This is a genomic window from Cupriavidus basilensis (assembly GCF_029335485.1).
Taxonomy (GTDB): Bacteria; Pseudomonadota; Gammaproteobacteria; order Burkholderiales; family Burkholderiaceae; genus Cupriavidus; species Cupriavidus basilensis_E.
In genome coordinates this window covers 1-24,008 of record NZ_JARJLM010000658.1, presented here as the reverse complement: position 1 = coordinate 24,008, position 24,008 = coordinate 1, and the positions used below count along the sequence as shown (strand labels likewise).

At 67.1% G+C, this 24,008-nt stretch carries 24 protein-coding genes; 12 read left to right on the top strand and 12 right to left on the bottom strand.

Going from position 1 to position 24,008, the window contains the following annotated elements; translation table 11 throughout:
• Window positions 1–6 precede the first annotated feature (6 nt).
• The gene (locus tag P3W85_RS40610) at window positions 7–888 is read right to left on the bottom strand and encodes an AraC family transcriptional regulator (protein ID WP_276268963.1); all 882 of its coding nucleotides are present in this window, start codon (window positions 886–888) and stop codon (window positions 7–9) included.
• Between the two features lie 132 nt (window positions 889–1,020).
• Between P3W85_RS40610 and P3W85_RS40605 the strand changes: the two genes are divergently transcribed.
• Genes P3W85_RS40605 through P3W85_RS40595 form a run of 3 tightly spaced genes read left to right on the top strand, consistent with a single transcriptional unit; the run spans window position 1,021 to window position 3,780 of the window.
• On the top strand, window positions 1,021–1,737 hold the full coding sequence (locus tag P3W85_RS40605) for a hypothetical protein (RefSeq protein ID WP_276268962.1): 717 nt from the start codon (window positions 1,021–1,023) through the stop codon (window positions 1,735–1,737).
• 26 nt (window positions 1,738–1,763) lie between these two features.
• Window positions 1,764–2,972: a hypothetical protein gene (locus P3W85_RS40600; RefSeq protein WP_276268961.1), complete on the top strand. Its 1,209-nt coding sequence runs from the start codon at window positions 1,764–1,766 to the stop codon at window positions 2,970–2,972.
• A gap of 7 nt (window positions 2,973–2,979) precedes the next feature.
• Complete coding sequence (locus P3W85_RS40595) at window positions 2,980–3,780, top strand: thioesterase II family protein (RefSeq protein ID WP_276268960.1); 801 nt, start codon at window positions 2,980–2,982, stop codon at window positions 3,778–3,780.
• 61 nt (window positions 3,781–3,841) lie between these two features.
• Here P3W85_RS40595 and P3W85_RS40590 read toward each other — a convergent pair whose 3' ends face one another.
• From P3W85_RS40590 to P3W85_RS40550, 9 genes are all read right to left on the bottom strand, one after another.
• Window positions 3,842–4,378 carry a nuclear transport factor 2 family protein gene (locus P3W85_RS40590; protein WP_276268959.1) on the bottom strand — a complete coding sequence of 179 codons (537 nt, stop codon included), beginning with the start codon at window positions 4,376–4,378 and terminating at the stop codon, window positions 3,842–3,844.
• Between the two features lie 6 nt (window positions 4,379–4,384).
• A complete protein-coding gene (locus P3W85_RS40585; RefSeq protein ID WP_276268958.1) occupies window positions 4,385–6,004 on the bottom strand; it encodes a FadD3 family acyl-CoA ligase in 1,620 nt (539 codons plus the stop codon).
• Between the two features lies 1 nt (window position 6,005).
• The gene (locus tag P3W85_RS40580) at window positions 6,006–7,034 is read right to left on the bottom strand and encodes a ferredoxin--NADP reductase (RefSeq protein WP_276268957.1); all 1,029 of its coding nucleotides are present in this window, start codon (window positions 7,032–7,034) and stop codon (window positions 6,006–6,008) included.
• A gap of 11 nt (window positions 7,035–7,045) precedes the next feature.
• Window positions 7,046–7,813, bottom strand: a complete 768-nt coding sequence (locus tag P3W85_RS40575; RefSeq protein ID WP_276268956.1) for an SDR family oxidoreductase — start codon at window positions 7,811–7,813, stop codon at window positions 7,046–7,048.
• Entirely contained in the window at window positions 7,797–9,560 is a 1,764-nt protein-coding gene (locus P3W85_RS40570; RefSeq protein WP_276268955.1) for an FAD-binding protein, read from the bottom strand. Before P3W85_RS40570 ends, P3W85_RS40575 begins: the two co-directional genes overlap by 17 nt.
• A gap of 27 nt (window positions 9,561–9,587) precedes the next feature.
• The gene (locus P3W85_RS40565) at window positions 9,588–10,106 is read right to left on the bottom strand and encodes a flavin reductase family protein (RefSeq protein WP_276268972.1); all 519 of its coding nucleotides are present in this window, start codon (window positions 10,104–10,106) and stop codon (window positions 9,588–9,590) included.
• A gap of 58 nt (window positions 10,107–10,164) precedes the next feature.
• Window positions 10,165–11,907, bottom strand: coding sequence for an FAD-dependent oxidoreductase (locus P3W85_RS40560; protein WP_276268954.1), 1,743 nt, complete (start codon window positions 11,905–11,907; stop codon window positions 10,165–10,167).
• A gap of 19 nt (window positions 11,908–11,926) precedes the next feature.
• Window positions 11,927–13,120 (bottom strand): acyl-CoA dehydrogenase family protein, encoded by a 1,194-nt coding sequence (locus tag P3W85_RS40555; RefSeq protein WP_276268953.1) that lies wholly within the window; start codon window positions 13,118–13,120, stop codon window positions 11,927–11,929.
• A 170-nt stretch (window positions 13,121–13,290) separates the two neighbouring features.
• The gene (locus P3W85_RS40550) at window positions 13,291–14,442 is read right to left on the bottom strand and encodes an LLM class flavin-dependent oxidoreductase (RefSeq protein ID WP_276268952.1); all 1,152 of its coding nucleotides are present in this window, start codon (window positions 14,440–14,442) and stop codon (window positions 13,291–13,293) included.
• A gap of 237 nt (window positions 14,443–14,679) precedes the next feature.
• On the opposite strand from P3W85_RS40550, the gene P3W85_RS40545 reads away from it, so the two are divergent.
• On the top strand, window positions 14,680–15,612 hold the full coding sequence (locus P3W85_RS40545; protein ID WP_276268951.1) for a 5'/3'-nucleotidase SurE: 933 nt from the start codon (window positions 14,680–14,682) through the stop codon (window positions 15,610–15,612).
• A 14-nt stretch (window positions 15,613–15,626) separates the two neighbouring features.
• The gene (locus P3W85_RS40540; protein ID WP_276268950.1) at window positions 15,627–15,995 is read left to right on the top strand and encodes a VOC family protein; all 369 of its coding nucleotides are present in this window, start codon (window positions 15,627–15,629) and stop codon (window positions 15,993–15,995) included.
• A 5-nt stretch (window positions 15,996–16,000) separates the two neighbouring features.
• Here P3W85_RS40540 and P3W85_RS40535 read toward each other — a convergent pair whose 3' ends face one another.
• Window positions 16,001–17,188 carry a helix-turn-helix transcriptional regulator gene (locus P3W85_RS40535; protein WP_276268949.1) on the bottom strand — a complete coding sequence of 396 codons (1,188 nt, stop codon included), beginning with the start codon at window positions 17,186–17,188 and terminating at the stop codon, window positions 16,001–16,003.
• 438 nt (window positions 17,189–17,626) lie between these two features.
• Between P3W85_RS40535 and P3W85_RS40530 the strand changes: the two genes are divergently transcribed.
• Genes P3W85_RS40530 through P3W85_RS40515 form a run of 4 tightly spaced genes read left to right on the top strand, consistent with a single transcriptional unit; the run spans window position 17,627 to window position 20,587 of the window.
• Window positions 17,627–18,436 (top strand): SDR family NAD(P)-dependent oxidoreductase, encoded by an 810-nt coding sequence (locus P3W85_RS40530; RefSeq protein ID WP_276268948.1) that lies wholly within the window; start codon window positions 17,627–17,629, stop codon window positions 18,434–18,436.
• A gap of 54 nt (window positions 18,437–18,490) precedes the next feature.
• The gene (locus P3W85_RS40525) at window positions 18,491–19,435 is read left to right on the top strand and encodes an alpha/beta hydrolase (protein ID WP_276268947.1); all 945 of its coding nucleotides are present in this window, start codon (window positions 18,491–18,493) and stop codon (window positions 19,433–19,435) included.
• On the top strand, window positions 19,432–19,557 hold the full coding sequence (locus P3W85_RS40520) for a hypothetical protein (RefSeq protein ID WP_276268946.1): 126 nt from the start codon (window positions 19,432–19,434) through the stop codon (window positions 19,555–19,557). The genes P3W85_RS40525 and P3W85_RS40520 overlap by 4 nt, the downstream gene beginning before the upstream one ends.
• Window positions 19,514–20,587: a phospholipase domain-containing protein gene (locus tag P3W85_RS40515; protein WP_276268945.1), complete on the top strand. Its 1,074-nt coding sequence runs from the start codon at window positions 19,514–19,516 to the stop codon at window positions 20,585–20,587. The genes P3W85_RS40520 and P3W85_RS40515 overlap by 44 nt, the downstream gene beginning before the upstream one ends.
• A 104-nt stretch (window positions 20,588–20,691) precedes the next feature.
• Here the strand turns inward: P3W85_RS40515 and P3W85_RS40510 are convergent, their stop codons facing one another.
• On the bottom strand, window positions 20,692–21,222 hold the full coding sequence (locus P3W85_RS40510) for an ureidoglycolate lyase (protein ID WP_276268944.1): 531 nt from the start codon (window positions 21,220–21,222) through the stop codon (window positions 20,692–20,694).
• A 290-nt stretch (window positions 21,223–21,512) separates the two neighbouring features.
• On the opposite strand from P3W85_RS40510, the gene P3W85_RS40505 reads away from it, so the two are divergent.
• The 3 genes from P3W85_RS40505 to P3W85_RS40495 are packed head-to-tail and all read left to right on the top strand — an operon-like array spanning window position 21,513 to window position 23,920.
• Window positions 21,513–21,749, top strand: a complete 237-nt coding sequence (locus P3W85_RS40505; protein ID WP_276268943.1) for a hypothetical protein — start codon at window positions 21,513–21,515, stop codon at window positions 21,747–21,749.
• Between the two features lie 51 nt (window positions 21,750–21,800).
• The gene (locus tag P3W85_RS40500; RefSeq protein ID WP_276268971.1) at window positions 21,801–22,844 is read left to right on the top strand and encodes a substrate-binding domain-containing protein; all 1,044 of its coding nucleotides are present in this window, start codon (window positions 21,801–21,803) and stop codon (window positions 22,842–22,844) included.
• Window positions 22,845–22,897: 53 nt separating this feature from the next.
• On the top strand, window positions 22,898–23,920 hold the full coding sequence (locus tag P3W85_RS40495; RefSeq protein ID WP_017224462.1) for an ABC transporter substrate-binding protein: 1,023 nt from the start codon (window positions 22,898–22,900) through the stop codon (window positions 23,918–23,920).
• Window positions 23,921–24,008: the final 88 nt, after the last annotated feature.

Sequence of the window (24,008 nt, the reverse complement as noted above, 5' to 3'; positions counted from 1 at the left end):
CATGGATCAATCGGTGCGCCGCCGGACTTCGCTGGGCAGCACGCCAAACGCCTTGCGGAACGCCGCGCTGAAATGGCTGACATTGCTGTAACCCAACGCCGCCGCGGTATCCGAGACATTGCTGCAATCGAGCAGCTTGCGCGCCTCGGCCATGCGGGCCTGCTGATACAGCGCGTAGACGCTGGTGCCGAACAGCAGGCGAAAGCCCCGCTTCAGCTTCATGGCATTGAGGCCGACCGTGCGCGCCAGTTCGGCGATGGTCGGCGCTTGCGCCAGATCGGCCAACAAGCATTCGCGTGCGCACAGCAGTGCTTCGCGTTCACGCCGTGGCAAGGGGCAAGCCGTGCTGTCGCCGCAACCTGCATCCAGTTGCCAGGCCAAGGCTTCCAGGGCAACCGCCTCTAACAGCAAGCCGCCACGCCGACCTGTCGCCATCAGCCGCGCCAGTCGCGCAGCCGCTTCGCGCGCGGCCAGGCAAGCCGGCGCCGCGTGCAGGCAACCGCCGTGGCAGATCTCGTCGTTGAGACGCACATCGCCCGCCAGGCTGGCCAGACGCTCGGGCGTCACCATGATCTCGACATTGCAGAACCCCGCCGACAACTGCATCTCGAAATGCTGGCCAGGTGCGTAGGCCACCACCGCTTGCCCGCTGCCGACATCGAACCGACGTCCGGCGGCCGTTCCTGTCGCGGTGCCGCGCAGCCAATAGCTGAAGTGCACCCGATCGCTATCGTTATCGACCGCAGTACGGCAAGCCTGAGCGCCTCCTTGCACCAGGTACAGGGCAATGCCGCCGCCCCCGTCCGCGTATTGGGCGCGCGGCCCGCAGTCATCGCCGGGCGGATTCGCGCCGCGGTCGAACAATTCCGACGCTTTCATATTGCGCATGCCATTTCCTCCCGAAAAAAATCCCGATCCGAGTACGCGCCGTACCGATTCGGGCATTCCTCACGCACGAACCACTTTATAAATACGAATGATTCGCATTCTAATCCAAACGTAGCGCCAAAAGGAAACGCCATGAATCCATCGGCTCCACCACACCTGGCCCTTGCCACCATGGCCCAGCACGCCCCAGACCGCATTGCGTTGCGCTATCTGGGTCGCGCCGCCGAACCCAGGATCTGGCGCTATGGCGAACTCGATCATGAGATCCGGGCGCTGGCAGCGCGCATGACCGAGCGCTTGCAGCCCGGCGACCGGGTCTTGCTGCTGATGCCCGGCGAGCCGCTGCATCTGCGACTGCAATACCAAATGGACCTGCGCGACCCGGACAACTATTTTCATCTGATGCACCGCATCACAGTTGGCTTCCCCTCCGGCAACCTGTGCCTGCACGACACTCATGGCCCGGTGCTCTGGGCCCGCCGCTTTCATGTGCCGCGAGTGGACATCGGCGCGGCGCGCCTGGAGGCGCAACTGGATGCAGGCGCCGTCGCCGCCATCCCGATGGTGCGCGCGATCGGTCCCAGCCATGGTACATCCTTGCATGCCATCCTCACCGACCTTTGGCCCGCCGCGATCGCCCGCCAATTGCGCCAGATCGAAGCGGACCAGCGCGCGCAACGCGACCCCCTGCACGCCGGGCAGCGCAGCCTGGATCTCTGCCTGGCGTGGGAAGCCCTCACCGACCGTCTCGGCCCGCCGGCCTACTCGTCGCTGACCTCGCTGGACCGCGCCGATGCTACCGCGGCCGAAGCCGTCCTGCTGGACGAGTCTGCGGAGCAGACGCCATGACGCACTCCCCCCCGTCGCACCGCCGCTTGCTCATCACCCTGGGCGCGCTGTACCTGGCGCAAGGCGTACCGGGCGGCTATGCGATGATCGCATTGCCCGCCATACTTACCACCCGGGGCCTGGGGTTGGCATCCTTGGGCTTGCTCGGCATCACGCTGCTGCCCTGGGTCCTGAAAGGACTATGGGCACCTTGGCTTGACAATCGCAATCCTCCGCTTTTTGCCCGCTGCGGGCGACGCGTCGGCTGGATTTTCTGCTGCCAGGCCGTCAGCATACCCGCCTTCGCCGCGATCGCATGGCTCGACCCTATCGGCCAGTATCCCATGCTGCTGAGCTCGCTGATCGTCGTCAACACGCTGTTCGCGACGCAGGACATTGCCGTCGACGCTCTCGCTGTCAACACCCTGCGAGACCATGGCTGGCTGGGTGCCAATGCAGTGCAGACTTCCGGCTTCAGCTTGGGCATGCTGATTGGCGGCAGCACGGCGCTAGTGCTGGTTGATGGCCTCGGCTTTCGCGCCACGACGCTCGCCCTGGCGCTGTTGCCACTATGCGCACTCCTTCCATTGGCAACCGTGTGGCGGCATTTTGCGCAGACGAGCGCCAGCGCCGGCGGTGCATCCATCTTGACCTTCCTGCGCCAGCCCTATACCCCTGCACTGATCGTGCTGGTACTTGCCTACAAGCTGCCGGCCATGCTCGGGCACAGCCTCATCAATCCGCTCTTGGTTAAGCAAGGTGCCCCGTTCTGGCTGATTTCTGTCACGTCGGCCACTCTGGTGGCGATCATAGCCACCGTCGTCGCGCATGCCGCTCCACGCACCTGCGCGACATACGGCGTGCCCCGAACCATTGGCGCCTTGGTGGCCCTGACCGGCAGCAGTTGGGCGGCGTTGGGCTTGTCCATGCTTGCAGGGAAAGGCAGCATCCCGGCTACCATCGCGATGAACGGCTTCGCGTATGCCGCCATCGTGATGGCGACTGTGCCCATGTACGCCCTGTTCATGTCGTTGGCGTCCGCAAACAGTGCGGGCACCGACTACACGCTGTGTTACTCCATCGAAGCCCTGGCCAATCTGCTCGCCATGATGCTAAGCGGCTTGCTGGCGCAGTCGATTGGCTTTGCTCCCACCTTCCTGATCGCCGGTGCGGCGGGCATGCTGGTCAGCCCGTGGATCTTCCGTCGGCTGCAGCGCCCGCTGGCGCAAATCCATCCCGCCGCAACCCAGACCTAGGACACGCATGCTCTGGACACGTTGTTTTCATCGGCGGCAAGATGCCCGCTATCGATTGTTCTGTTTTCCCCATGCAGCGGGCGCAGCCAGTTTTTTTCGTCAATGGCGGCATCCCGCGCTGGAAATCTGGGCAGTGCAATACCCCGGACGTGAAGATCGGCTGGCAGAATCCATGCCCGACCAATTGACGCAGGTCGCCGCTAATATCGCACGGGCCATGCAAGCGCAGCTTGACAGGCCATACATCCTGCTTGGTCACAGCATGGGCGCCTGCATCGCATTCGAGGTGGCGCGCGCCCTGGCGCGACAACGCGCTCCGTCGCCAACGGGGCTGATCGTCTCCGCGCACGAAGCACCGCAGTATGCACGGCAGGGCAAGTTGCACACTCGCCCAGATCCGGAACTGCGCGCAGAATTGGAACGCTTGAACGGAACCCGAAACGGTGTATTCGATCAACCGGAACTGCTACATCTGGTGTTGTCGACCATGCGCCTTGACTATCGACTGATCGAAGGCTATCGCCTCCAGGCAGGTCCAATCTTGACTTGCCCGATACTGGCTTGCTGGGGTGATGCCGACCCCGAAGTGTGTGCAAGCAAGATGCGCGAATGGGCTATACATACCAGTGCAAGGTACAGCTCGCGGAGTTTTCCTGGTGATCACTTTTACCTGACAGAACACCGCGAGGCGCTACTGCACCATATCGCGACAGAGTGCCAATCGCAGCCAAGCAACACATACAGTTGCCAAACTGTGGATGCACCCTACTATGGTGGACGCCACTCGCGCCCCGACTCTCCCGGCTGAGCCAACTAGCCGCACGCCGGGCGCCGACGCCCGCTCGCACTACCCAACATAACGGTCTGCGCTACCCGCGGCTAGCGCCGCGCGACGACATGACCCGCTCCGTCACCGCCCCGCTAGAAGCACCCAAACTACCTCCCCAGGACCCCACTGGCACAGAACCCTGAGTCAACACTCTGGTGGTAAACACCGTCGAACGAATCAGCCAGACTCCGTCGACCAATGCGTACTCATCGGCATAGCGCCCAGTCAGAAACGTGCTGATCCCAGCCAGTTGATCCAACCCGAGATAGGCCAGATCCCACGTTCCACGTGCAAGACCAGCGTCCTCCACCACAATATCCGCATGCCCGGCAAAGTGCATCTCCAGCAAGCTCGGCCGGCAGCCCAGCTCGGCGAAGCATTGCGCCAGCGCTTCGCCACTATTGAAGCTGCCGATGCGGTCGTAGTGGATATGCGCCCCCTCCGGGACAAAGCACGCCCGCATGGCCAACGGATCCTTGTCATCGCAGGCCCGCAGATAACGATGCTTGAGCGCCCGGATGGCTTCCCCCGCCTCAAGATGCGCAAGGCGCCGCTGCAATTGCGTCAACGCGTCCACGGCCTCTCACCCCTCCCGCAACCGGTACTTGAGTATCTTGCCCGCCGCACTGGTCGGCAGCGTCTGCACGAAGACAACCTCGCGCGGCACCTTGTAATTGGCCATATGCCGGCGCGCCCAATCGATCAGCTCGTCCGCGCCAAGCTTGCTGCCGTGCCTCAGCACCACGAAGGCCTTGCCCGCCTCGCCGAGGCGGTCGTGCGGCACGCCCACCACCGCCACCTGCGCGATCGCCGGATGCGATACCAGCAGCTTCTCGATCTCGGCCGGATAGCAGTTGAAGCCGCCGACGATAAACATGTCCTTGATGCGGTCGGTGATGCGCAGGTTGCCGCGCAGGTCCAGCGTGCCGATATCGCCGGTGCGCAGCCAGCCGCCCGCATCGATCGCTTCGGCGCTGGCTTCCGGTAGCTGGAAGTAGCCTCGCATCACGTTGTAGCCGCGCACCGTCACCTCCCCCGGTTCGCCCGCAGGCACCGGCTGGCCGGCACCATCCACGCAGCGCAGCTCGATCCCCGGCATGGCGCGGCCCGAGGTCAGCGCCACGATGTCGGTATCGTCCCCGGCGCGGGTCAGCGTGGCGAAGCCGCATGACTCGGTCAGGCCATAGCCGGTGAAGACGTTGCGAAAGCCCAGCTCGCGCCGCATGCGCTGGATCAGCACGGGCGGAATCGCCGACGCGCCAGTTACCGCGACACGCAGCGAGGATAGGTCGAACTCGCGCAGGCGCGGATTGTTCAGCAGCGTCTGGTAGAGCGTCGGCGGGCCGGGCAGCACCGTGATGCGCTCGTTCTCGATACGGGTCATCACTGCCTCGGCATCGAACACCAGATGCGGCAGGATGGTGGCGCCGCTGATCAGGGCGGCCAGCCATCCGGCCTTGTAGCCAAAGGCGTGGAAGAAGGGATTGACAATCAGGTAGCGGTCGCCGGCTTCCACGCCTGTGATCGAGGCCCAGCCGTGGATGGCCTGCAGGTTCTGCGCATGCGCGGTCATCACGCCTTTCGGGCGCCCGGTGGTGCCTGAGGTGAACATGATGTCCATCAGGGTGTCGCCGGTGACCGCGCGTTCGCAGGCGCGGAATTCGGCGTCGCCGGCGCGCGTCGCCAGGGCCAGGAAATCCGCCCACGCCAGTTCGTCCGGCGCCATCTGCCGCCCCGCGCGCCCGCGCAGCACTACCACGCGCTCCAGCGTGGCGGGCCGGTGCGGCGCCAGCATTTGCGGATAGCTCTCGCCGAGGAAGTCGTCGATGCAGAACAGCACCCGCGCGCCGCTGTCGGCCAGGATCGCGCCGGCCTCCATGCCCTTCATGCGCGTGTTGATGGGCACCAGCGCCGCGCCGATGCTGTGCGTGGCCAGGGCGGCGGCGATCCATTCCGACAGGTTGGGCGCCCACACGGCAACCCGGTCGCCGGGTGTCACGCCAAGCGCGAGCAGCGCCCGCCCCGCCTGCGCGCGCAGCGCTTCCAGCGCGGTGAAGCTGAGCCGCAGCCCGTCTTCCTGGATGGCGATGCGCGCGCCGTGGCGCGCGGCGGCTGTGCGTACCAGCTCCGGGATTGTGGCGGGAACGGCTTGTCCAGCCCCGGCCAGCGCCGGGGCGGTTTCTATGGTGTCAGTTGTCATCATGTCAGTCGGGAAATTTCAGGTGCAGTTCGCTGCCGGCCGCGCGGGCCTGGCAGGCCAGGGTCCAGCCGGCCTCGCGGTCGGCTGCGTCAAGCACGTGGTTCTCGCCCAGCGTCGCCTGGCCGCGCGTCACCTGGCACATGCAGGCGCCGCACAGGCCGGAGCGGCAAGAGTTCGGGGCCGCAATGCCGGCGCGCAGCATGGCGTCGAGCACGGTCTCCCCGGCGTGCGCGTGGAGCCGGTGGCGCACGCCGTCCAGTTCCACTTCCAACGCGGCGGCCACGCTAGCCGGCGGCATCGCTTCTTCGGCCGGCCCAGCGGCGGGCGGCGGCGCGCCGAAGCGCTCCACGTGAATCCGCTCGCGCGCCACGCCAAGGGCCTGCAAGGCAGCCTGGGCACCGTCCATGAACGGTCCCGGCCCGCAGATAAAGCATTCGGCATGGCGCCAGGGCGAAGCCAGCGCTTCGAGCTGGGCCTGCGAGGGCGGCCCTTGCACGCTGTCCAGCCAGTGGATCACGCACAGCCTGTCCGCATGCCGCGCCGCCAGCTCGCGCAGCGCATCGCGGAAGATCACGCTGCGCTCGTCGCGGTTGGCATAGAGCAGCGTGACGCTGCCGCCGCCGTGGCGCAGCGCGGCCTTGGCGATCGACAGCACCGGCGTGATGCCGCTGCCGCCGGCAAGCAGCAGCAGGTCGCCATCGAGGCTGCGCGGCGTGAACACGCCCGCAGGCGGCATGACGTCGACCGTGTCGCCGGCACCGAGCCGGTCGCAGATCCAGTTGGATACGCGCCCGCCGCGCACGCGCTTGATGGTCACCCGCAGCGCGCTGTCGACCTGCGGGCTGCTGGACAGCGAGTAGCAGCGCTGCTGCGCGTCGCCCTCCAGCGGTACCTTGAGCGTCAGGAACTGGCCCGGCCGGTAGGCGAAGGTATCGCGCAGTCCGTCGGGCAGCTCGAACACCAGCGAGCTTGCCTCGTCGGTTTCGGCCACCACCTGGGCGATGCGCAGAGGGTGGAATTGCGCTTGCACCATGATGTCCGCGATCAGGCTACGCCCATAATGGTCTGCGCGTTGTCGATGCGCAGCTCGGCGCCGTTGACAAAGCGCGACTCATCCGAGGCCAGGAACAGCACCAGGTTTGCCACCTCGCCGGGCAGGCACATGCGCTGCATCGGATCGCCGCCCGCCTGCTCGTGTGTGGCCGGGGTGTCGGCCGCGCCCTGCATCAGCGCGGCCGTCATCGGCGTCAGGATGCCGTCCGGATGGACGGAGTTGCAGCGGATCTTGTAGCCGCGCTGCTTGCAGTAGGCCGCCACGCTGCGGGTGAGCGCGGCGACCGCGCCCTTGCTGGCGCTGTAGGCGCAGAACACGCCCATGCCGCCCAGCGCCGCCACCGAAGACATATTGACGATCACGCCGCCGCTCTCCTTCATCGCGCCCACGCCGTACTTGCAGCCCAGGAAATAGCCGTCGGCATTGATGCGCATCACGCGCTGCCATTGTTCCAGCGTGGTGTCCTCCACCGAGCCCAGCGCCAGCACCGCGGCGTTGTTGACCAGCACGCCCGGCGTGCCGAAGCGCTCCTGGGTGCGCTTCATGACTTGCTGCCAGCCGGCCTCGCTGGCGATATCGTGGGGCACGAAGATGGCCGCGTCGCCAATTTCGCGCGCCACGGCGTGGCCGGCCTCCTCGTTCAGGTCGGTCAGCACCACGCGCGCGCCCTCGCGCGCCAGCAGCAAGGCGTCTTCCCTGCCGACGCCGCTGGCGGCGCCGGTGACGATGGCGATCTTTCCTTCAACCCGGTTGCTCATGGCTTGTCTCCTTGGTGTGTTCATGGATGTCTTCAATGCGGCCCGGCTCGTCCGCCCGGGCCTGGCTCGCCATGGCTGCGAGATGGCGCCCGGCATTGCGCCCCGACCAGATGCAGTCGGCGAGCGAAAGGCCGCTTACGTAGTGATTCGATGCGATGCCGACCGCGGTGCGGCCGACCGCGTACAGTCCCGGGATCACGTCCCCCTGCCCGCTGCGCCCGTCCGCCAGCACCTGGCCGCACGCCTCGTCCACGCGCAGGCCGCCGAGGGTGATGGCGGGACAGGGAAAGGTGCGGCTGTGCGCGGAGATATCGATGGCCAGATAAGGCCCGCGCTCGAGCGATGCGCACATCGCCGCAGGTTTCCCCGTGAGGTCGGGCCGCTCGCCGCGCGCCGCCGCGTTGTACGCGGCCAGCGTCGCCTGCAATGCCGCACGCGGCATGCCCAGCTTGCCGGCCAGCCGTTCGATGCTCGGTGCACGCGTGGCGCCGAACAGCATCAGCATGATGGCGGGCACGCGCTGGAAGGCCCACAGGCGTCCGGTGACGCAATCTCGCAGGGCTGCGCGCGCGAGTCCGGCGTTCAGGATCAGCCAGGCACGGCCGCCGTGTTCCTCGCAGATGGCGTGGCCCAGCCGCGCGCCGTAGACCTCTTCATTGCCGATGCGCGCGCCCTGCGCGTCGACCACGCAGCCGCGCGCCCAGTCGAATGGCGGATTGATGAAGCGCCATGCCGAAACGCGCTCCAGGTGGCGCGCCGCCGCCCCCACGGACAGGCCGAGCCGGATCCCGCTGCCATCGCAGCCGGTGGTGCCCAGGCGCCAATTGCGGCGGTATTTGGGAGCGTGCGCGGCCACCATGGCCGGGTTGAAGATGAAGCCGCCGGTGGCCAGCACCACGGCGCCGGCGCGCACCGCATAGGGCTGCGCAAGGTTCTCTTCCAGTTGCGTCACCCGCCGGCGCAGCGCATCGGCCAGGGCCGGGGAAAGGTTGTGCAGGCGCTCGGCCCAGCGCGCCAGGCGGGCATGCCGGCGTTGCAGGGGGCCAGGTGGCATGCGCCGGAGTTCCACGCCAATGACCGCGCCCTTGCCATCGACAATCAAGCGGCGCGCTGCGGCATGGCGTATCACGGCCACGCTCGCCTGCGCCTGCACCGCGCGTCGCAGCACGCCGTACAGTACATGACCGGACATGCCGCTGCCCTTGCAGCGATGGCCGCGCGGCGCCGGCTCGGCATGCCGCGCGTAATCCGCCACCGCCTCGTTGCCCGAGTAGTAGAGGTAATAGTCCTGCGCGGGATACGAGGTCTTGCGTGGCGGCACGGTGGCGGCAAAGCACGCGCCAAGTTGCTCCAGCCAGGCAATCATGCCGGTGCTACGCTCACAGAAGGCCCGCAGGGTGGCATTGGAGACGACGTCGCCAACCTCCTGGCGCAGGTAGGCCGCCATGGCCTCGGGCGTGTCGCGGTAGCCGGCGGCCTGCTGGTATGGCGTGCCACCGCCCGCATACACGACGCCGCCGCTCCCCGCGCTGGCGCCACCACCTTCGAAGCGATCGGCCACGATCACGTCGAGCCCGCCGCGCGCCGCTTCGAGCGCCGCGCAGGCGCCGGCCGCGCCGAAGCCGGCCACCACCACGTCGCAATGGGCATTCCAGCCGTAGGCGCCCGGGTCGGCGACGACCAGCGGCGGCGACACCGCGTTGACCCCGCCGGAAGCGGGATCGGGAACCAGGGCTTTGGCGGTCATGGCGTAGGCTCCGGCGCTTGGCTCACGTCACGCCGCCCGCAGGCTGGCCAGCGGCGCCGAGGTGGAGTAGGCGCCATCCACATAGACCAGCGGCGCCACCTCGCCCGCCAGGCGGACTTCGCGCAGGCGGCCGATAAAGACGGCGTGGGTGCCGTAGTCGAAGCGGCCGTCCTGCTCGCAGATCAGGTTCGCCTGGGCATCCCGCAGGTAGGGCACGCGCAGCAGGTCGGCCTCCCACTGGCCCGTGGTGAAGCGCTCCTCGCCCTTGAGCCGGCCGCTGCAGTCAACGGCGATGTCGCGGTGATCGGCGGCCAGCAGGTTGACGCAGAAGTCCACCCCGGCGTTGAGGGCCGGGTAGATCGAGGCATTGCGGTGGATGCAGATCAGCAGCGAAGGCGGATCGGCGGACAGCGAATCGACCGCGGTGACCGACATCGAGTAGCGGCGCTCGCCCTCGCGGCAGCTGACCACCGCGACCGAGCGCGCCATGCGGCGCATTGCCATCAGCATATCGTCGCGCAGCGACGGGGAAATTGTCTGGTTCATCATGCCTCCTGTCTGTGTGATGCGCGGCGCGGTAGCCGCATCGCGCTGCGTCATGGTGTTAATCCGCCTTGCCCTGGCCGGCTGCCCCGCCCGCCAGTACATCGGCGGCGATCAGGCCGAAAGTCATGGCTGGCCCGATGGTGGAACCCGCGCCCGGATAGCTGGCGCCCATCATCGAGGCGCTGGTATTGCCGATGGCGAAGAGCCCGTCGATGGGCGAGCCGTCCTCGCGCAGCACGCGGGCGCTGGCGTCGGTCGCCAGGCCGCCCTTGGTGCCGATATCGCCCGCGTCGATGCGCACCGCGTAGAACGGCGCGCGGCCGATCGGCGCCAGGCAGGGATTGGGGCGAACCTGGGAGTCGCCGTAGTAGGTATCGAAGACGTTGTCGCCCTTGCCGAAGTCCTCGTCCACCCCGCTCGCCGCGAAGCCGTTCATACGCGCGACGGCTTGCGCCAGGCCGGCGGGGTCGATGCCGGCGAGGCGGGCAAGCGCGTCGAGCGAATCGGCGCGCAGCAGGATGTCCGCGAACGGAGCGGGGATGCGGCGGTCCGGCATGATCGAGCCGGGCAGGATCGGCCCGCAGGGATACTTGCGGCGGAAGGTGGCGTCGAACACCAGCCACGCCGGCACACTGCAGCCGGTCTGCTCGTGGTCGCGGTACATCGCAGGCACAAACTCGGAATACGGCGCGGCCTCGTTGACGAAGCGCCTGCCCTGCCCGTTGACGACGATGCAGCCCGGCAAGGCGCGCTCGACAAAGATGGCGCGCTGCTTTTCCTCGCCGCTGACCTTCACCGTTGGCGCGCCCCATACATGGGACATCAGCTCCAGCGCCGCGCCCGCGCGCTGCGCGGCCCGGATGCCGTCGCCGGTGTTGTGCGGCGGCGTGGCGCTCCACTCGGCCCGGCTGGGGTGCGGCAGGTATTGCTCGCGCATGGCCTGGTTCCGCTCGAAGCCGCCCGCGGCCAGGATCACGCCGCGCCGGGCTTCGATGCGCACGGGTGCGCCATTGCGCCGCGCCAGCACGCCGGTGACGCGCGCCGCGCCGTCTTGCTGCGCTACCAGAAGGTCTTCCAGCGCGGTATCGAGCCACAGCGGAATGCAGCGCATCATCATGGCGTGGCGCAAGCCGCCCACCAGGCTGTTGCCGAGCGTGAGCCGGCGGTCACGCGCGGTGCGGCGCCGCCAGCCCAGATCCAGCCAGTAGCGCCCGAACTGCCGGGCTGCCACGCTGAGCCAGCCACGGCTCTTGCTGAACATGGCGTGGGCTTCGGCGGACGTCACCGCCACTCGGCCCGCGACCAGCGTCCCCGGCGAAGGCGGCCGCAACCGCGCGAACTCCTCGCCCAGCAGCGTGCCGTCGAACGGCATCGGATCCAGCGAGCGATACCCCGGCAACGCGCCCGGCAAGCGCTGGAAGTAATCCGCATAACGCGGCAGCGAGTAGTAGCGCACCTCGGTGCGCTGCTCCAGGTAGTCGAGCATGCGCGGGCCGTGTTCAAGGTAGGCGCGCAACTTGGCGGGCGTGGAGCGGCCTTCCGTGCACGCTTCGAGATAGGTGAGCGCGGCGTCGTAGCTGTCGCTGCCGCCGGCTTCTTCGATATGGTGGTTGAGCGGGATCCAGATCCCGCCGCCGGATACCGCCGAGGTACCGCCGTACTGGCCGCTCTTCTCCAGCACCACCACGGACAGGCCGCGATCCGCCGCGCGACAGGCGGCCAGCATGCCGCCCGCTCCGGAGCCGACCACCACCACATCAAACGCCCCGGTACCGCCTTCCTGCCCTGTGCCCTGGCTCATGATCCGCTCCACGTCGGCCTCAGATGAAGAAATCGGTATTGGTGCGGCCCATCATCACGCCGCCCAGGTTCTGGCCGAAGCGATCCAGGTAGTTGGCGTAGTGGGCACGTGCCGCGTGCAGGTCGAGGAAGCGCCGCACAAGCGGATTGGTGACGTAGATGCCATTGCCGCCGGCATAGCGCAACAGGCTGTTGGCAAGCTGCGCGCACCGCTCGGCCACCTGCGACGACTGGTAGCGGAAATGCAGGCGGCGCGCGGTATCGAGCTGCTCGCCGCGGTGCGCCGTTGCCATCAGCTCGTCGAAATTGCGATGCAGGATGGTGCGCATCTCGTCGATGCCGGCCGCCGCGTTGGCACAGGCAAGCTGGGCGCCGCCGTCCTCGGCCGTCCTGCCGCCGCTGTTGGCGCTCACCCGGCCATCGGCATAGGCGACGAAATCGTCCAGCCCGCCTTCCAGCGCGCCGATGCAGGCGGTGCAGACGGCGCGCACGAAGATCTGGGCGAACGGCAGCCGGTACAGCGGCGCCTTGTTGAGGGACAAGCCCGGGCTGGTACCCATGGCGCCATCGATGGCGCGGTGGGTGCGGTATGCCGGCACGAACACGTCATCCACCACGATGTCGTGGCTGCCGGTGGCGCGCAGGCCCAGCACATCCCAGTTGCGCACGATGGTGTAGTCGCTGCGCGGCAGCAGGAAGGTGCGGTACTCGGGCGCCGCGCCGGCCTGCCGCGGCGGCACCATGCCGCCGAGGAAGATCCAGTCGCACAGCTCGCTGCCGCTGGAGAACTTCCAGTGCCCCGAGAAGCGGAAGCCGCCTTCCACCGGCATCACCTTGCCCACCGGCATATAGGTCGAGGCGATCAGGGTGGCGTTGTCCGTACCCCAGACGTCCTGCTGGGCCTGCCCGTCGAACAAGGCAAGCTGCCAGTTGTGCACGCCCACCACGCCGTAGACCCAGGCGGTGGACATGCAGCCCTTGGCCAGGGCCATCTGGATGTCGAAGAAGGTCTGCGGGTCCAGCTCATGGCCGCCGTAGCGGCGCGGCTGCAGGACCTTGAAGAAGCCCGCAGCCTGCATGTCGGCCACGGTTTCGGCCGGGATGCGCGCTTGCGCCTCGGCCTGGCCGGCGCGCTGCGCCAGCACCGGGATCATCTCGTGCGCGCGGCCGATCATCTCGGCGGCCAGTCCTTCGGGGTAGTTGTCTCGATGCACCGCTATCTCCTCTTGCCGGCCACCGGGCCGGCCTTGTCGTGACTCCATGCTGGCATTGCCGCCTCCCCGCGTCATCGTCCGAGGGGACTAGTCCACTGTCCACCGAACCCGGTATGCCATTCACCCGATTCGGCGGACCCGGCGCGCGCAGCGATGGTCCGATGGCTCGCTCAGGCGAGCGCGCGCAGCTTGCGGCCCTGGGCGCGGAAGTGCGGGATCACGTGCTCGCCGATATTGCGGATGGTTTCAAGCTGGGCCCATTGCGGCACCGTGCCCATCTGGCAGATGAAGAGGATCTCGTCCGCGCCGGCGTCGATCAGGCGCTGCACATAGCCGATGCAGTCCTCCACCGTGCCGTAGGCATGGTTGGGGTTGAGCATCATCATCGACGGATCGCTGAAGTCCACCGTGACCTTCTCCGAGGCGAAGCTGGTCTTGATCACGGCCTTGCCCTGCGCGTCCTCCCCGGTGACGTTCTCCGCGTCCCATGCCTCGGGGTTGGGACGCTCGCCGCCGGAGTACCAGTACGCCAGCGACTCCATGAAATAGCGCTGCCCCTTGATGCCGATCTTGCGCGCAGCCACGCCGTCTTCCAGCACGATGGTCGGGCACAGCGCGGCCAGATGCTGGTGCGGACGGAAGCCGACCTGGTCCTTCGCCTGACGCGTCTCCCACGCCTCGCGGTAGATGGCGTTCTTCTTGGCCACGTCCTCCGGGCCGCCGAAGCCAAGCACCAGCGCGCCCATGCCGCGCGCGCCCGCGCGCTGCAGCGTGTCGGCGTTGGTGCATGCCAGGTACATCAGCGGATGCGGGTCCTGGCGCGGCTTGGGATGGATCGGGCGGCGCGGGATCTTGATGTACTCGCCGTCGTGCTCGATCTCGTCCTGGGTGAGGATCTTCGGAATCAGGTACATCGACTCGTCGATCATCGGGTGCAGCGTATTGAGGTCGTAGCCGAAGGTGCCCGCTTCCTGCTGCGTGCCGCCTTTGCCCACGCCGAGGTGCACGCGCCCGCCGGAGAGAATGTCGAGCGTGGCCACGCGCTCGGCCACCTTGACCGGATGGTTCATCGCCGGCGGCAGGCAGACCACGCCGTGGCCGATGCCGATGCGGCGCGTGCGCCCGGCCACGAAGGCAAGGAACGTCTCCGGCGCGCTCATGTGCGCGTAGTTGGTCAACGCCGTGTGCTCCACCGCCCAGACGACATCGAAACCCATGTCCTCGGCGAGCTCCACCTGCTCCATGATTTCGTCGAACACCTTGTGGTCGCCGGCGCGCGACGCGTCGACAGTCTGCGCTTCGTAGATCAGCGAGAATCGCATTGCAGTCCCCATCCTTTGCATTTGGTTTTCAGGCCAGGTTTTCAGGCCATCGGCCGGGAGCGCCGCCGCCTTGTCGTGGCGGGCGGCGCCATCGCCGGCACCGTCATTGCTGGCCTGCGTGACCGCAGTGTGTGCGGCCGGGGAAAGCGCGGCATCGTCTGATTGGATTATGCGCAGCGGCACCGTGTCCCTATCATGTCCTGGACCACTCACCCCATGGAAATGGATACGCCCCTCATGAAGATTCCTCCGCTTCGCCAGACGCTGTTGCTGGCCGCCGTGCTGACCGGCACCGCCGCGCCCGCCCATGCGCTCGACATCCTGCTGTCCAACGACGACGGCTATCAATCGCCCAATATCCGCGCCCTGTACGCCAGGCTGAAGCAGGAAGGACACCGCGTGGTGATGTCGGCGCCGAAGCGCAACTTCAGCGGCGCTTCGGCTTCATTCGAGTACTTCACCGCGGTCGACGTGCATCGCGACCCGCAGGATCCCAACGTGCATGTCGTCGACAGCACGCCGGCAGTGGCGGCCATGTATGGCCTGGACCGGGTGTACCGGGACAAGGCGCCCGACCTCGTCATCGCCGGGCCGAACATCGGCTGGAACGCGGGCTATCTCGTCAACCTGTCCGGGACCATCGGCGTGCTGGAAATGGCGCTGCGGCGCGGCGTGCCGGCCATGGCGGTGAGCGCCGACCACAGCGAGGACGCGCCGGCCAAGGTGGCCGGCATCGTGTCCGCGCTGGTGACGCAATTGCAGGCGAGCCGCAAGAGCCCGGCCGAGGCGCTGTTGCCGCCGGGCGTGGGGCTGAACGTGAACCTGCCGCGCACCGACGCCATCCGGGGCGTCATGCAAACCGTCAATGGCGACTACTCGCCCTACCACATGATCTTCGTCGACGATATGGCGCCGCACGCGCTGCCGGGCATGACGCTGCCGGCGCGCCCGGGGGTGGTGCTCGGCGATGCGAAGACCCAGTACGATGGCGGCACCGCGCACTCCGAGGGACGCGAGGTGGAGCGCGGCAACATCACCATCAGCGTGATCGGCGCCCGCCTCGACGCACCCGCCGCGCAGGCCGAGGCGGTCTACCAGCAGTTGTCCGGATTCGTGGCGGCCTGTGAAGGCGCCAGCGGCACCGTGTGCCGCCAGGCGGCGGCCCGTTGACGAGGAGCGCCAGCATGCAATCGAACCTCTTGCTTTACCCGGTGGACGATATCGATGCCGCGCTGCCGTTCTTCGAGCAGGGTCTGGGCCTGGCGGTGAAGTTTCGCGATGGCGGGCGCTATTGCGCGCTGGATGCCGGCGCCATCACGGTGGCGCTGGTGGCCGGCGAGGAGCGGCTTGTGTCCCAGCCCGCGCTGGCATTCCGGCTGGAAGCCGGCGCGGATATCGCCGCGGCGATCGAGCGACTGCTGGCGCGCGGCGCGCAGATCGCGCAGCCGCTCGCCAGCGGCCCGCATGAGCTGCGCGCGGTGCTGACCACGCCACAGGGATTCCCGCTGGTGGTCAGCGCCAAGCCCGCCAAGCCCGCCATGACGGCGGGCTAGCGCGTTCAGCCGAGCGCCACCACGCTGCTGAGCAGCATGCGCACCAGCGTGGCCTGCCGGGTCACGCCGGTCTTGGAGAAGATGGCGCGCAGGTGGGCGCGCGCCGTATTCTTGCTGATGCCCAGTTCCTCGGCCGCTTCTTCCAGCGCGAGGCCGTTGGCCAGTTGCAGCGCAAGCTGGGTCTCCGCCGGCGTGAAATCGAACAGCTTGCGCACCACCTCGTGCGAGGCCTGCGACTTGCGCTCCGGATCGCGGATGAAAATCACGCACGAAGGCCGGCGCTTGTTGTCTTCCGACCACTCGCTCAGTGGAATCGTCCGGATCAACACGCCCAGCTTCGCGTTGCCCGAAGGCCGCGTGATCGACATCGCTTCCATCACCGCCGGCGCGGTGCCGAAATGTCCCATGATGGCCTGGCGCAGCAGGCGCTGGAACTGACGGTTTTCCTGGGCGTACTCGACATCCAGCGAACCCTTGGTGATACGGATGCCGTCCTTGCCGGCGAGGATCTCGTCCGCGGCCGAATTGGTCCGCATGATGGCCCCGGTCTCGTCGAGTATCGCCATGCCGACCAGCATGCGGTCGATGGCGCCGGCGTACAGGGCGCGCTCCGACTCCACCACGTCCATGCGCGAGTGCAGGTCGACCGCGCGCCGCAGGTGCGGCAGCAGCACCGCGCAAATGGCCCTGTCCGCCTCCGAGAAGTCCGGCGCGTCGGCGTTGCGGCAGACACGGAATCGGCATTCCACGCCGTCGTCGGTGCGGATGTCCGCGCCCAGCAGATAGCGGATGCCGAGCGGCTGCAGAAACTCCTTGTACAGGGTGCTGTTGCACCATGCACCCGCCCCAAGCTGCTCGTCTATGGTCACCACGCGGTCGGCGGGCAGGCCGACGAAGGGATCGAGCGCGTAGTAGTAGCTGTTGTACATGGCCTCGCCGGGCAAGGTGGTGCCGCCCTCTTTGCTGGCGTGCACCATCAGCCCCGGCCGGTCGCTGGCCGGCGAGCGCAGGATCAGCGTGACAAAGTTCGCGCGCAAGTGCGCGCGGATGAGTTCCAGCGCCTTGCTCCATGGCACCTGCTCCATGGGCCCCTGGTAGATCTTGCCAAGCAGCGTACTGAAGTCCGCCAGCGAGAGCGACACCGGCGCATGGCAAAGCGCCGCTTCCTGGCTGTGGGTTGCCTCCATCAACATACCTCTTTGTCTCCTGTCTTCCACGCCTGGCTCTGCGGCCGGCGTTCGCCATGAAAGGGGCGCTGTGGCCCCCCCGGCGGCTTCCGATTATATGGATCGCCACTGTGTCGGCGGCACGATCGTGCCTCATGATTTGCACCTATCCGCGCGCCATGTGATGCCGCCGTGGTCTCGCAAGACTCGCGCTAAGCGGCCTTGCCGGCGCTTGTTGTCGTACCGGCTTCGCCGCTTTCGGATAGGCCAGACCATACCCTCCCCGCGCACGCTCACATACTGCAAACGGACTAAGCAACTCCCCTCTCCGGGCAATCCCTGAGCCTCGCTCCAGCCGCACGCCTCACTCAAACAGACGATGCGAAGGCCCGGCCCGGCCGGTAGAAATGGGCGGACGCGATCCTGCGCCCCATCCATTCCAACCACTTCGCGAGGAGACCTGCCATGGCGGCAAACGAGACCGGAAAGACTGCGGTGATCACAGGCGCCGGCGGCGGCATAGGCCGGGCTCTGGCCCACGCGCTCGCCGCGCAGGGGGTGGCGCTGGTGCTGGCGGACAAGGATGCCGATGCGCTGCTGCGCGTGCACGGAGAACTGACGCACCACCGGCAAACGATCGCGATACTGCCAAGCGATGTGGCGCAGGCTGGCCAGATCGAGCAGCTCTGCGCGCGCAGCTTCGAACTGCTGGGCCGGGTCGACCTGCTCATCAACAATGCCGGCGTGCTGGCGACCGGTGCTTGCTGGGAACTGGATGCCGCCGTGTTCGAGCGCGTGCTGAACGTCAACCTGTGGAGTGTGATCCACAGCCTGCGCGTCTTCGTGCCCCGCATGGCGGCGCAAGGCAGCGGGCATATCGTCAACATCGCTTCCATGGCGGGGCTTGCCGTGGGTCCATGGCTTGCGCCCTACACCGTGTCCAAGCAGGGCGTGGTGGCGTTGAGCGAGGGCTTGGCGATGGAGTTGCAGGCGGCGGGCCTGCCACTCAAGGTGTCGGTGGCCTGCCCCGGCCCCGTGGCCACCGGCATTGCGCTCGACCTGCCGGCCGGTGCGCTAAACGGCGTCGCTGACATGAACCAGGCGCTACAGGCGAGCATCGCGCAGGGCATGCCGGCGGCAACCATGGCACGGCACATCCTCGACGGCGTGGCCGCCGGGGACTTCTGGATCCTGCCGCATGCCGAAGCCGCCGCCGCCGCGCAAGCGCGCGCGAACGGCATCGCCAGCGGCAAGGCGCCCGCATTCGCCTTCTAAAGCGCGCCGCATCCACTCCCCTGCACTTCCTCCCGCCTACACAAGGAAAAGCCAATGCCATTCGAATTCGATCCGCAAGTCCGCGCCATGCTCGACGCCATGGCGCAGTTCCCGCCACTCGATTTCAACACCATCACGCCGGAGGCCTATCGGGCCTTACTGGCCTCGCAACCGCCGTTAGCATCGGGCGATACGGTCGCGGAAGAACGAGAGCTGAGCGTGGCCGGTGCCGCCGGCCCCTTGCCCGCCCGCCTCTACCGGCCGCATGGCAATGGCCCCTGGCCGCTCACGGTGTTCTTCCATGGCGGCGGCTTCGTCGCCTGCGGGATCGAAACCCACCACAATATCTGCCGCTCGCTGGCGAACCGCGCGGGCACCCTGGTGCTGTCGGTCGGATACCGGCTGGCGCCGGAGGCACGCTTTCCCGCTGCCGCCGACGATGCGTGCGCGGCGCTGCGCTGGAGTGCGGCGCACGCCGCCGAACTGGGCGCGCTGCCGGACAAGCTGGCTGTCGCCGGCGACAGCGCGGGCGGCAACCTGGCCGCGGTCGCGTGCCAGCAATTGCGCGGCAGCGTGGCGCTGCGCCACCAGTTGCTGCTGTATCCCTACCTGGATTGCGCGGACGAATCCGGTAGCTGGCGCACGTTCGCGCAAGGCTGCTTCCTGACCGATGACATGCTGCGCTGGTATGCCCGCCACTATCTCCCCAACCCGCGCCACGCGGCCGATGTGCGCGCCAGCCCGCTGCGCCAGCGCGAACTGGCGGGCGTGGCGCCGGCCACCATCATCACCGCCGAATACGATCCCCTGCGCGACCAGGGCGAGGCCTACGGCGCCGCCATGCAGCGCGCCGGCGTGGCCAGCGCCGTGCATCGCTGGCCCGGCCAGATCCATGGCTTCATGAGCATGCAGGGCTTGCTGGGGACAGCCGACGCGGCGCTCGACCTGGCTGCGGCAGCCTTGCGCGCCGCCTTTGCCGATGAGCGGGAGGCGGCATGAATCCCGCACCGACCGGCGGCGTGCTGCGCGCCATCGCGATTGGCCAGCGGGTCGTGGTCATCGAGGAAGACACCGCGGATGCGCGGTTGGTGTTGGGATTCGCTTCGTCCCAGACGCGATAGCCGATCGTCACCGTGCCGCAGTCGCGCAGCGGCAGACAACGCCGACGGCTCGCGCGCCGGCCTGTCCACTGTCGACACCACCGACGATATTCACGCCGCGGACAAGCTTCCCTATGGGCTCGGCGTACGCGTGCCGATGTATGTCATCTCGCCCTGGAGCCGAGGCGGCTGGGTGAATTCGCAGGTGTTCGACCATACATCGATCATCCGTTTTCTCGAAAAGCGCTTTGGTGTGATCGAACCCAACATCACCGCCTGGCGTCGGGCGGTATGCGGCGACCTGACATCGGCCTTCGATTTTGCGAGCCCCAATACCGCGCCGTTTCCATCGCTGCCGGATACCAGCCGGGCTGCGGCCATCGTGAAGACGCAGGGCAAACGGCCACCACCGGCCGCGCCGGCGACGCCCGAGCGCCTGTTCCAGGAGCCCGGTACGCGCCGTTCGCGGGCGTTGCCGTATGAGGCGCATGTTCATGCACGTGTCGATGGCGGTAACGGTACGATATCACTGACATTCCGCAACACGGGACAGGCGGCAATGGTATTTCACGTCTACGACAAACTGCATCCGGAACGCGTGCCGCGCGTATATACGGTCGAGACAGGCAAGACGCTGATCGACCACTGGGATACAGGCCTACTCGACGCGGGCGCCTATGACCTGTGGATCTGCGGCGTAAACGGCTACTGCAGGGCGTTCAAGGGCAACGTGCATGCGGCCAGCGGGGACGCCAATCCTGAAGTCGACATTGAGTATGACGTCGCCAGCCGCGCTATTCGACTGAAGGCTACCAACACTGGCCAGGCCGCGTGCGTGCTGACGATACGGCCGAATGCGTATCGCCACGACGGACCTGGGACGCTGTCAGTCGCGCCGGGCATGGCAAAAGAGTGGCAATACTCGCTTACCGACAGCGGCAATTGGTATGACTTCACCGTGACCGTCGACAATCGGGCGGGATTCATGCGCCGCTCTGCGGGCCGCATGGAAATTGGCGCTCACGGTGTCAGTGACCCTGCGATGGCGTAGCAGTGATCAACGGTCGAAGAACCGCCGGGCCTGGCCCAAACACGCCGGTATTCAACCGGTCATGAACAGGAAACAGAGCACCTGACACGGTCAAACCATTCCGTCTAGACGAACGTGACTGGCGCAATGTCGAACATCGCAGATTCGACGGCGGTGCGTTTGCCGTGCAGGTGATCCACCAGATCGGCGGTCGTGGATCGGCGCGTCAGCATCAGACAGGCCACTTCGCCGCCAGCGACGCGCGTTGCATGCCAGCATCCCGGGCGCATGCAAATGCCGGCGCCGTTGATGACGCGAAAGGCGGACAACGTGCGCAGGTCGGGCACCCCATCGTCCGTGCTGGCTGCCACGAAGTGCACGATATCGCCATTGAGAGGCACGATCGCCTGCTGCGTCAGATGGTGGACCTCCAGCGTCGCGACTGTCGCCGCGGCGTTGCGATAGCTCACCCACAAGATTTCGGGCTGGCCGCCGGAGCCGCAGTCGAATACATGTTCGCTGCGGAAATCCGTAACCGCGTTGATGAATGCAACGCTGTCCTGCGTCGTCGGAAACGGCTTGCCAAGCACCCAACCGTACGGCGCGAATGCCTCCTGGCTCAACGGCTGCACAGCAATCGATTCATTCCAATCCATGACAACTGCTCCGCTGAAACGTGATGAACCATTGAACACAGCATGACGCGACCGCCGGACAGTTTGCGTCTTGCGCGCCTTTCACTACGAGGCGCACCCGAAGCATCTGATATTTCAGTGGCATTTTATATGGGTATTTCTACGAGGTTGTGGCAATTTCAGTCCACACGGACCATCGCTGGTGGTGGGTTGACGGCTCCGAAGCGCGTGTCGGCGCCGATTTCCTCAGGCAGGCCGAGCAAGACTTGCTGGACCTCAGGCTCCATCTGGATCCGGCGGAATGAGCCGCCATGCCTGAGGCATTGGCGCAATGGCACGCCGGCATGGTGGCCTGTCATCGTGCTGTCATGCAACATCCCCAGAATTCGCCCTGTACCGGGTTAGGCCTTGCCGCAGCAGTGAATTCCCAATGCATCGCAGCAGCAAAAAGGCTTGCTACCCGATTTTTTTGCGGCTTGAATGAAAACGTTTTCATTTTGCGGGTGCCGCGACCGTGGATGGCGTGGCGCGCATTCGCCATCCTGTAACCAGAGACTGGAACGACACACGTGAAGCGCAACCAGGACCGTTCGCCCAGCATGCCTGACGCCGCCGGCGCCGCCACCCTGGTGGACGTAGCGCAGGCCGCAGGCGTCTCGCTCGCCACCGCCTCGCGCGCCTTCAACAGCCCTGCGCTGGTGCGCGAAAGCACCGTGCAGCGCGTGCTGGAAGCGGCGCGGCACCTGAGTTTCCGCCCCAACCTGCTTGGCAGCAAACTGCGCGCCCAGCAGAGCCGCATGATCGGCGTGATGCTGCCGACCCTGGAGAACGCCGTGTTCGCCGAATGCTGGCGCGGCATGGAAGACGCCGCATTGGCCGCCGGGTACTCGTTGATGCTGGTGACCAGCGCCTACGACCCGGCACGCGAACGCGAACGCATCGAGTACCTGCTGCGCCACCGCGTGGATGGCATGGTGCTCACCGTGGCCGACGCCGCCGACAGCGCCGTGCTCGATCAGCTCGACCGGGAAGGCGTGCCATATGTGCTCGCCTACAACCAGGCAGCCACGGGTAGCCGGCGCCATTCGGTGTCGGTCGACAACCGTGGCAGCGCGCGTGAAGGCGTGGAAGCGCTGATTGCCGCCGGGCACCGCCGCATCCGCGTGGTCTCCGGCGCGTTCATGGCATCCGACCGTGCCCGCCAGCGTTTCGACGGCTACCGCGACGCCATGCGCGCGCATGGCCTGGCGCCGGCCGAGCCGCTGTGCCTGCCCACCCATACCGCAAGCAATGCCGGGCAGATCCGCGCGCTGGCCGCCGGGCCGGACGCGCCCACGGCCTTCTTCTGCACCAACGACCTGCTGGCGATCGGCGTGATTTCCGACCTGAAACGGCTCGGCCTGCGCGTGCCGCGCGATATCTCCGTGCTGGGCTACGACGGCATCGCACTCGGCGCGCTGGTGGAGCCCGCGCTGGCCTCGGTGGTGCAGCCCAACACCGAAATCGGCGAGCGCGCCGTCGCGCGCCTGCTCGCGCGCTTTGCGCCATCCCGCGCCAAGCCGCCGGATGACGCAGCGCCCGGACGCATCACCCTGTTGCCGCACACCCTGCGCCTGGGCGGCACGGTCGCCGCGCCGGCATGACATTGCTCCAACCCGCTTCCCCCAGCCCCTGTCCGCAACCCAAGGAGTTCACCATGCAAGCAAGCCGTTCCTGGCCCAAACCGCTACGCTGGATCGCCATCGCGCTCGGCGCCGCCGCCTTCAGCCAGGGCGTGGCAGCGCAAACCGCGATCTGCTACAACTGCCCGCCCGAATGGGCAGACTGGGCCGCGCAGATTCGCGCCATCAAGGAAAAGACCGGCGTCACGGTGCCGCAGGACAACAAGAACTCCGGCCAGTCGCTGGCGCAACTGGTGGCCGAGAAGGCCAGCCCGGTAGCCGACGTGGTGTATTACGGCGTGACCTTCGGCATCCAGGCCAAGAAAGACGGCGTCACCGCCGCCTACAAGCCGGCGCACTGGAACGACATCCCCGACGGCCTGAAAGACCCGCAAGGCAACTGGTTCGCCATCCACTCCGGCACGCTTGGCTTCATGGTCAACGTCGATGCCCTGCGCGGCAAGCCCGTGCCGCAATCGTGGGCGGACCTGCTCAAGCCCGAGTACAAGGGCCTGATCGGCTACCTCGACCCGGCCAGCGCCTTCGTCGGCTATGTCGGCGCGGTCGCCGTCAACCAGGCCTTGGGCGGCTCGATGGACAACTTCGGTCCCGCCTTCAAGTACTTCCGCGACCTGCAGAAAAACCAGCCCATCGTGCCCAAGCAGACCGCTTATGCGCGGGTGCTGTCCGGCGAGATCCCGATCCTGCTCGACTACGACTTCAACGCCTACCGCGCGCGCTACAAGGACAAGGCCAATGTGGCCTTCGTGATCCCCAAGGAAGGCACGGTGGTAGTGCCCTATGTGATGAGCCTGGTGAACAAGGCGCCGCATGAGCCGGAAGGCAAGAAGGTGCTGGATTTTGTGCTGTCGGATGCCGGACAGGCGCTGTGGGCCAATGCCTACCTGCGGCCGGTGCGCAATGCCGCCATCCCGAAGGAAGTGCAAGCCCGGTTCCTGCCGGCGGCGGATTACGCGCGGGCCAAGCCGGTGGATTTCAGCAAGATGGCCGATGCGCAGAAGGGATTCAGCGAAGAATATTTGAAAGAGGTTCGCTGAGACAAGGCGCCGGGCGTGACGTCTCGCTTCGGCCAGCGCCCGCCCTCCCCCCTGCCCCTGTCCGCAGGAGAAAACCGGAGCATGACGA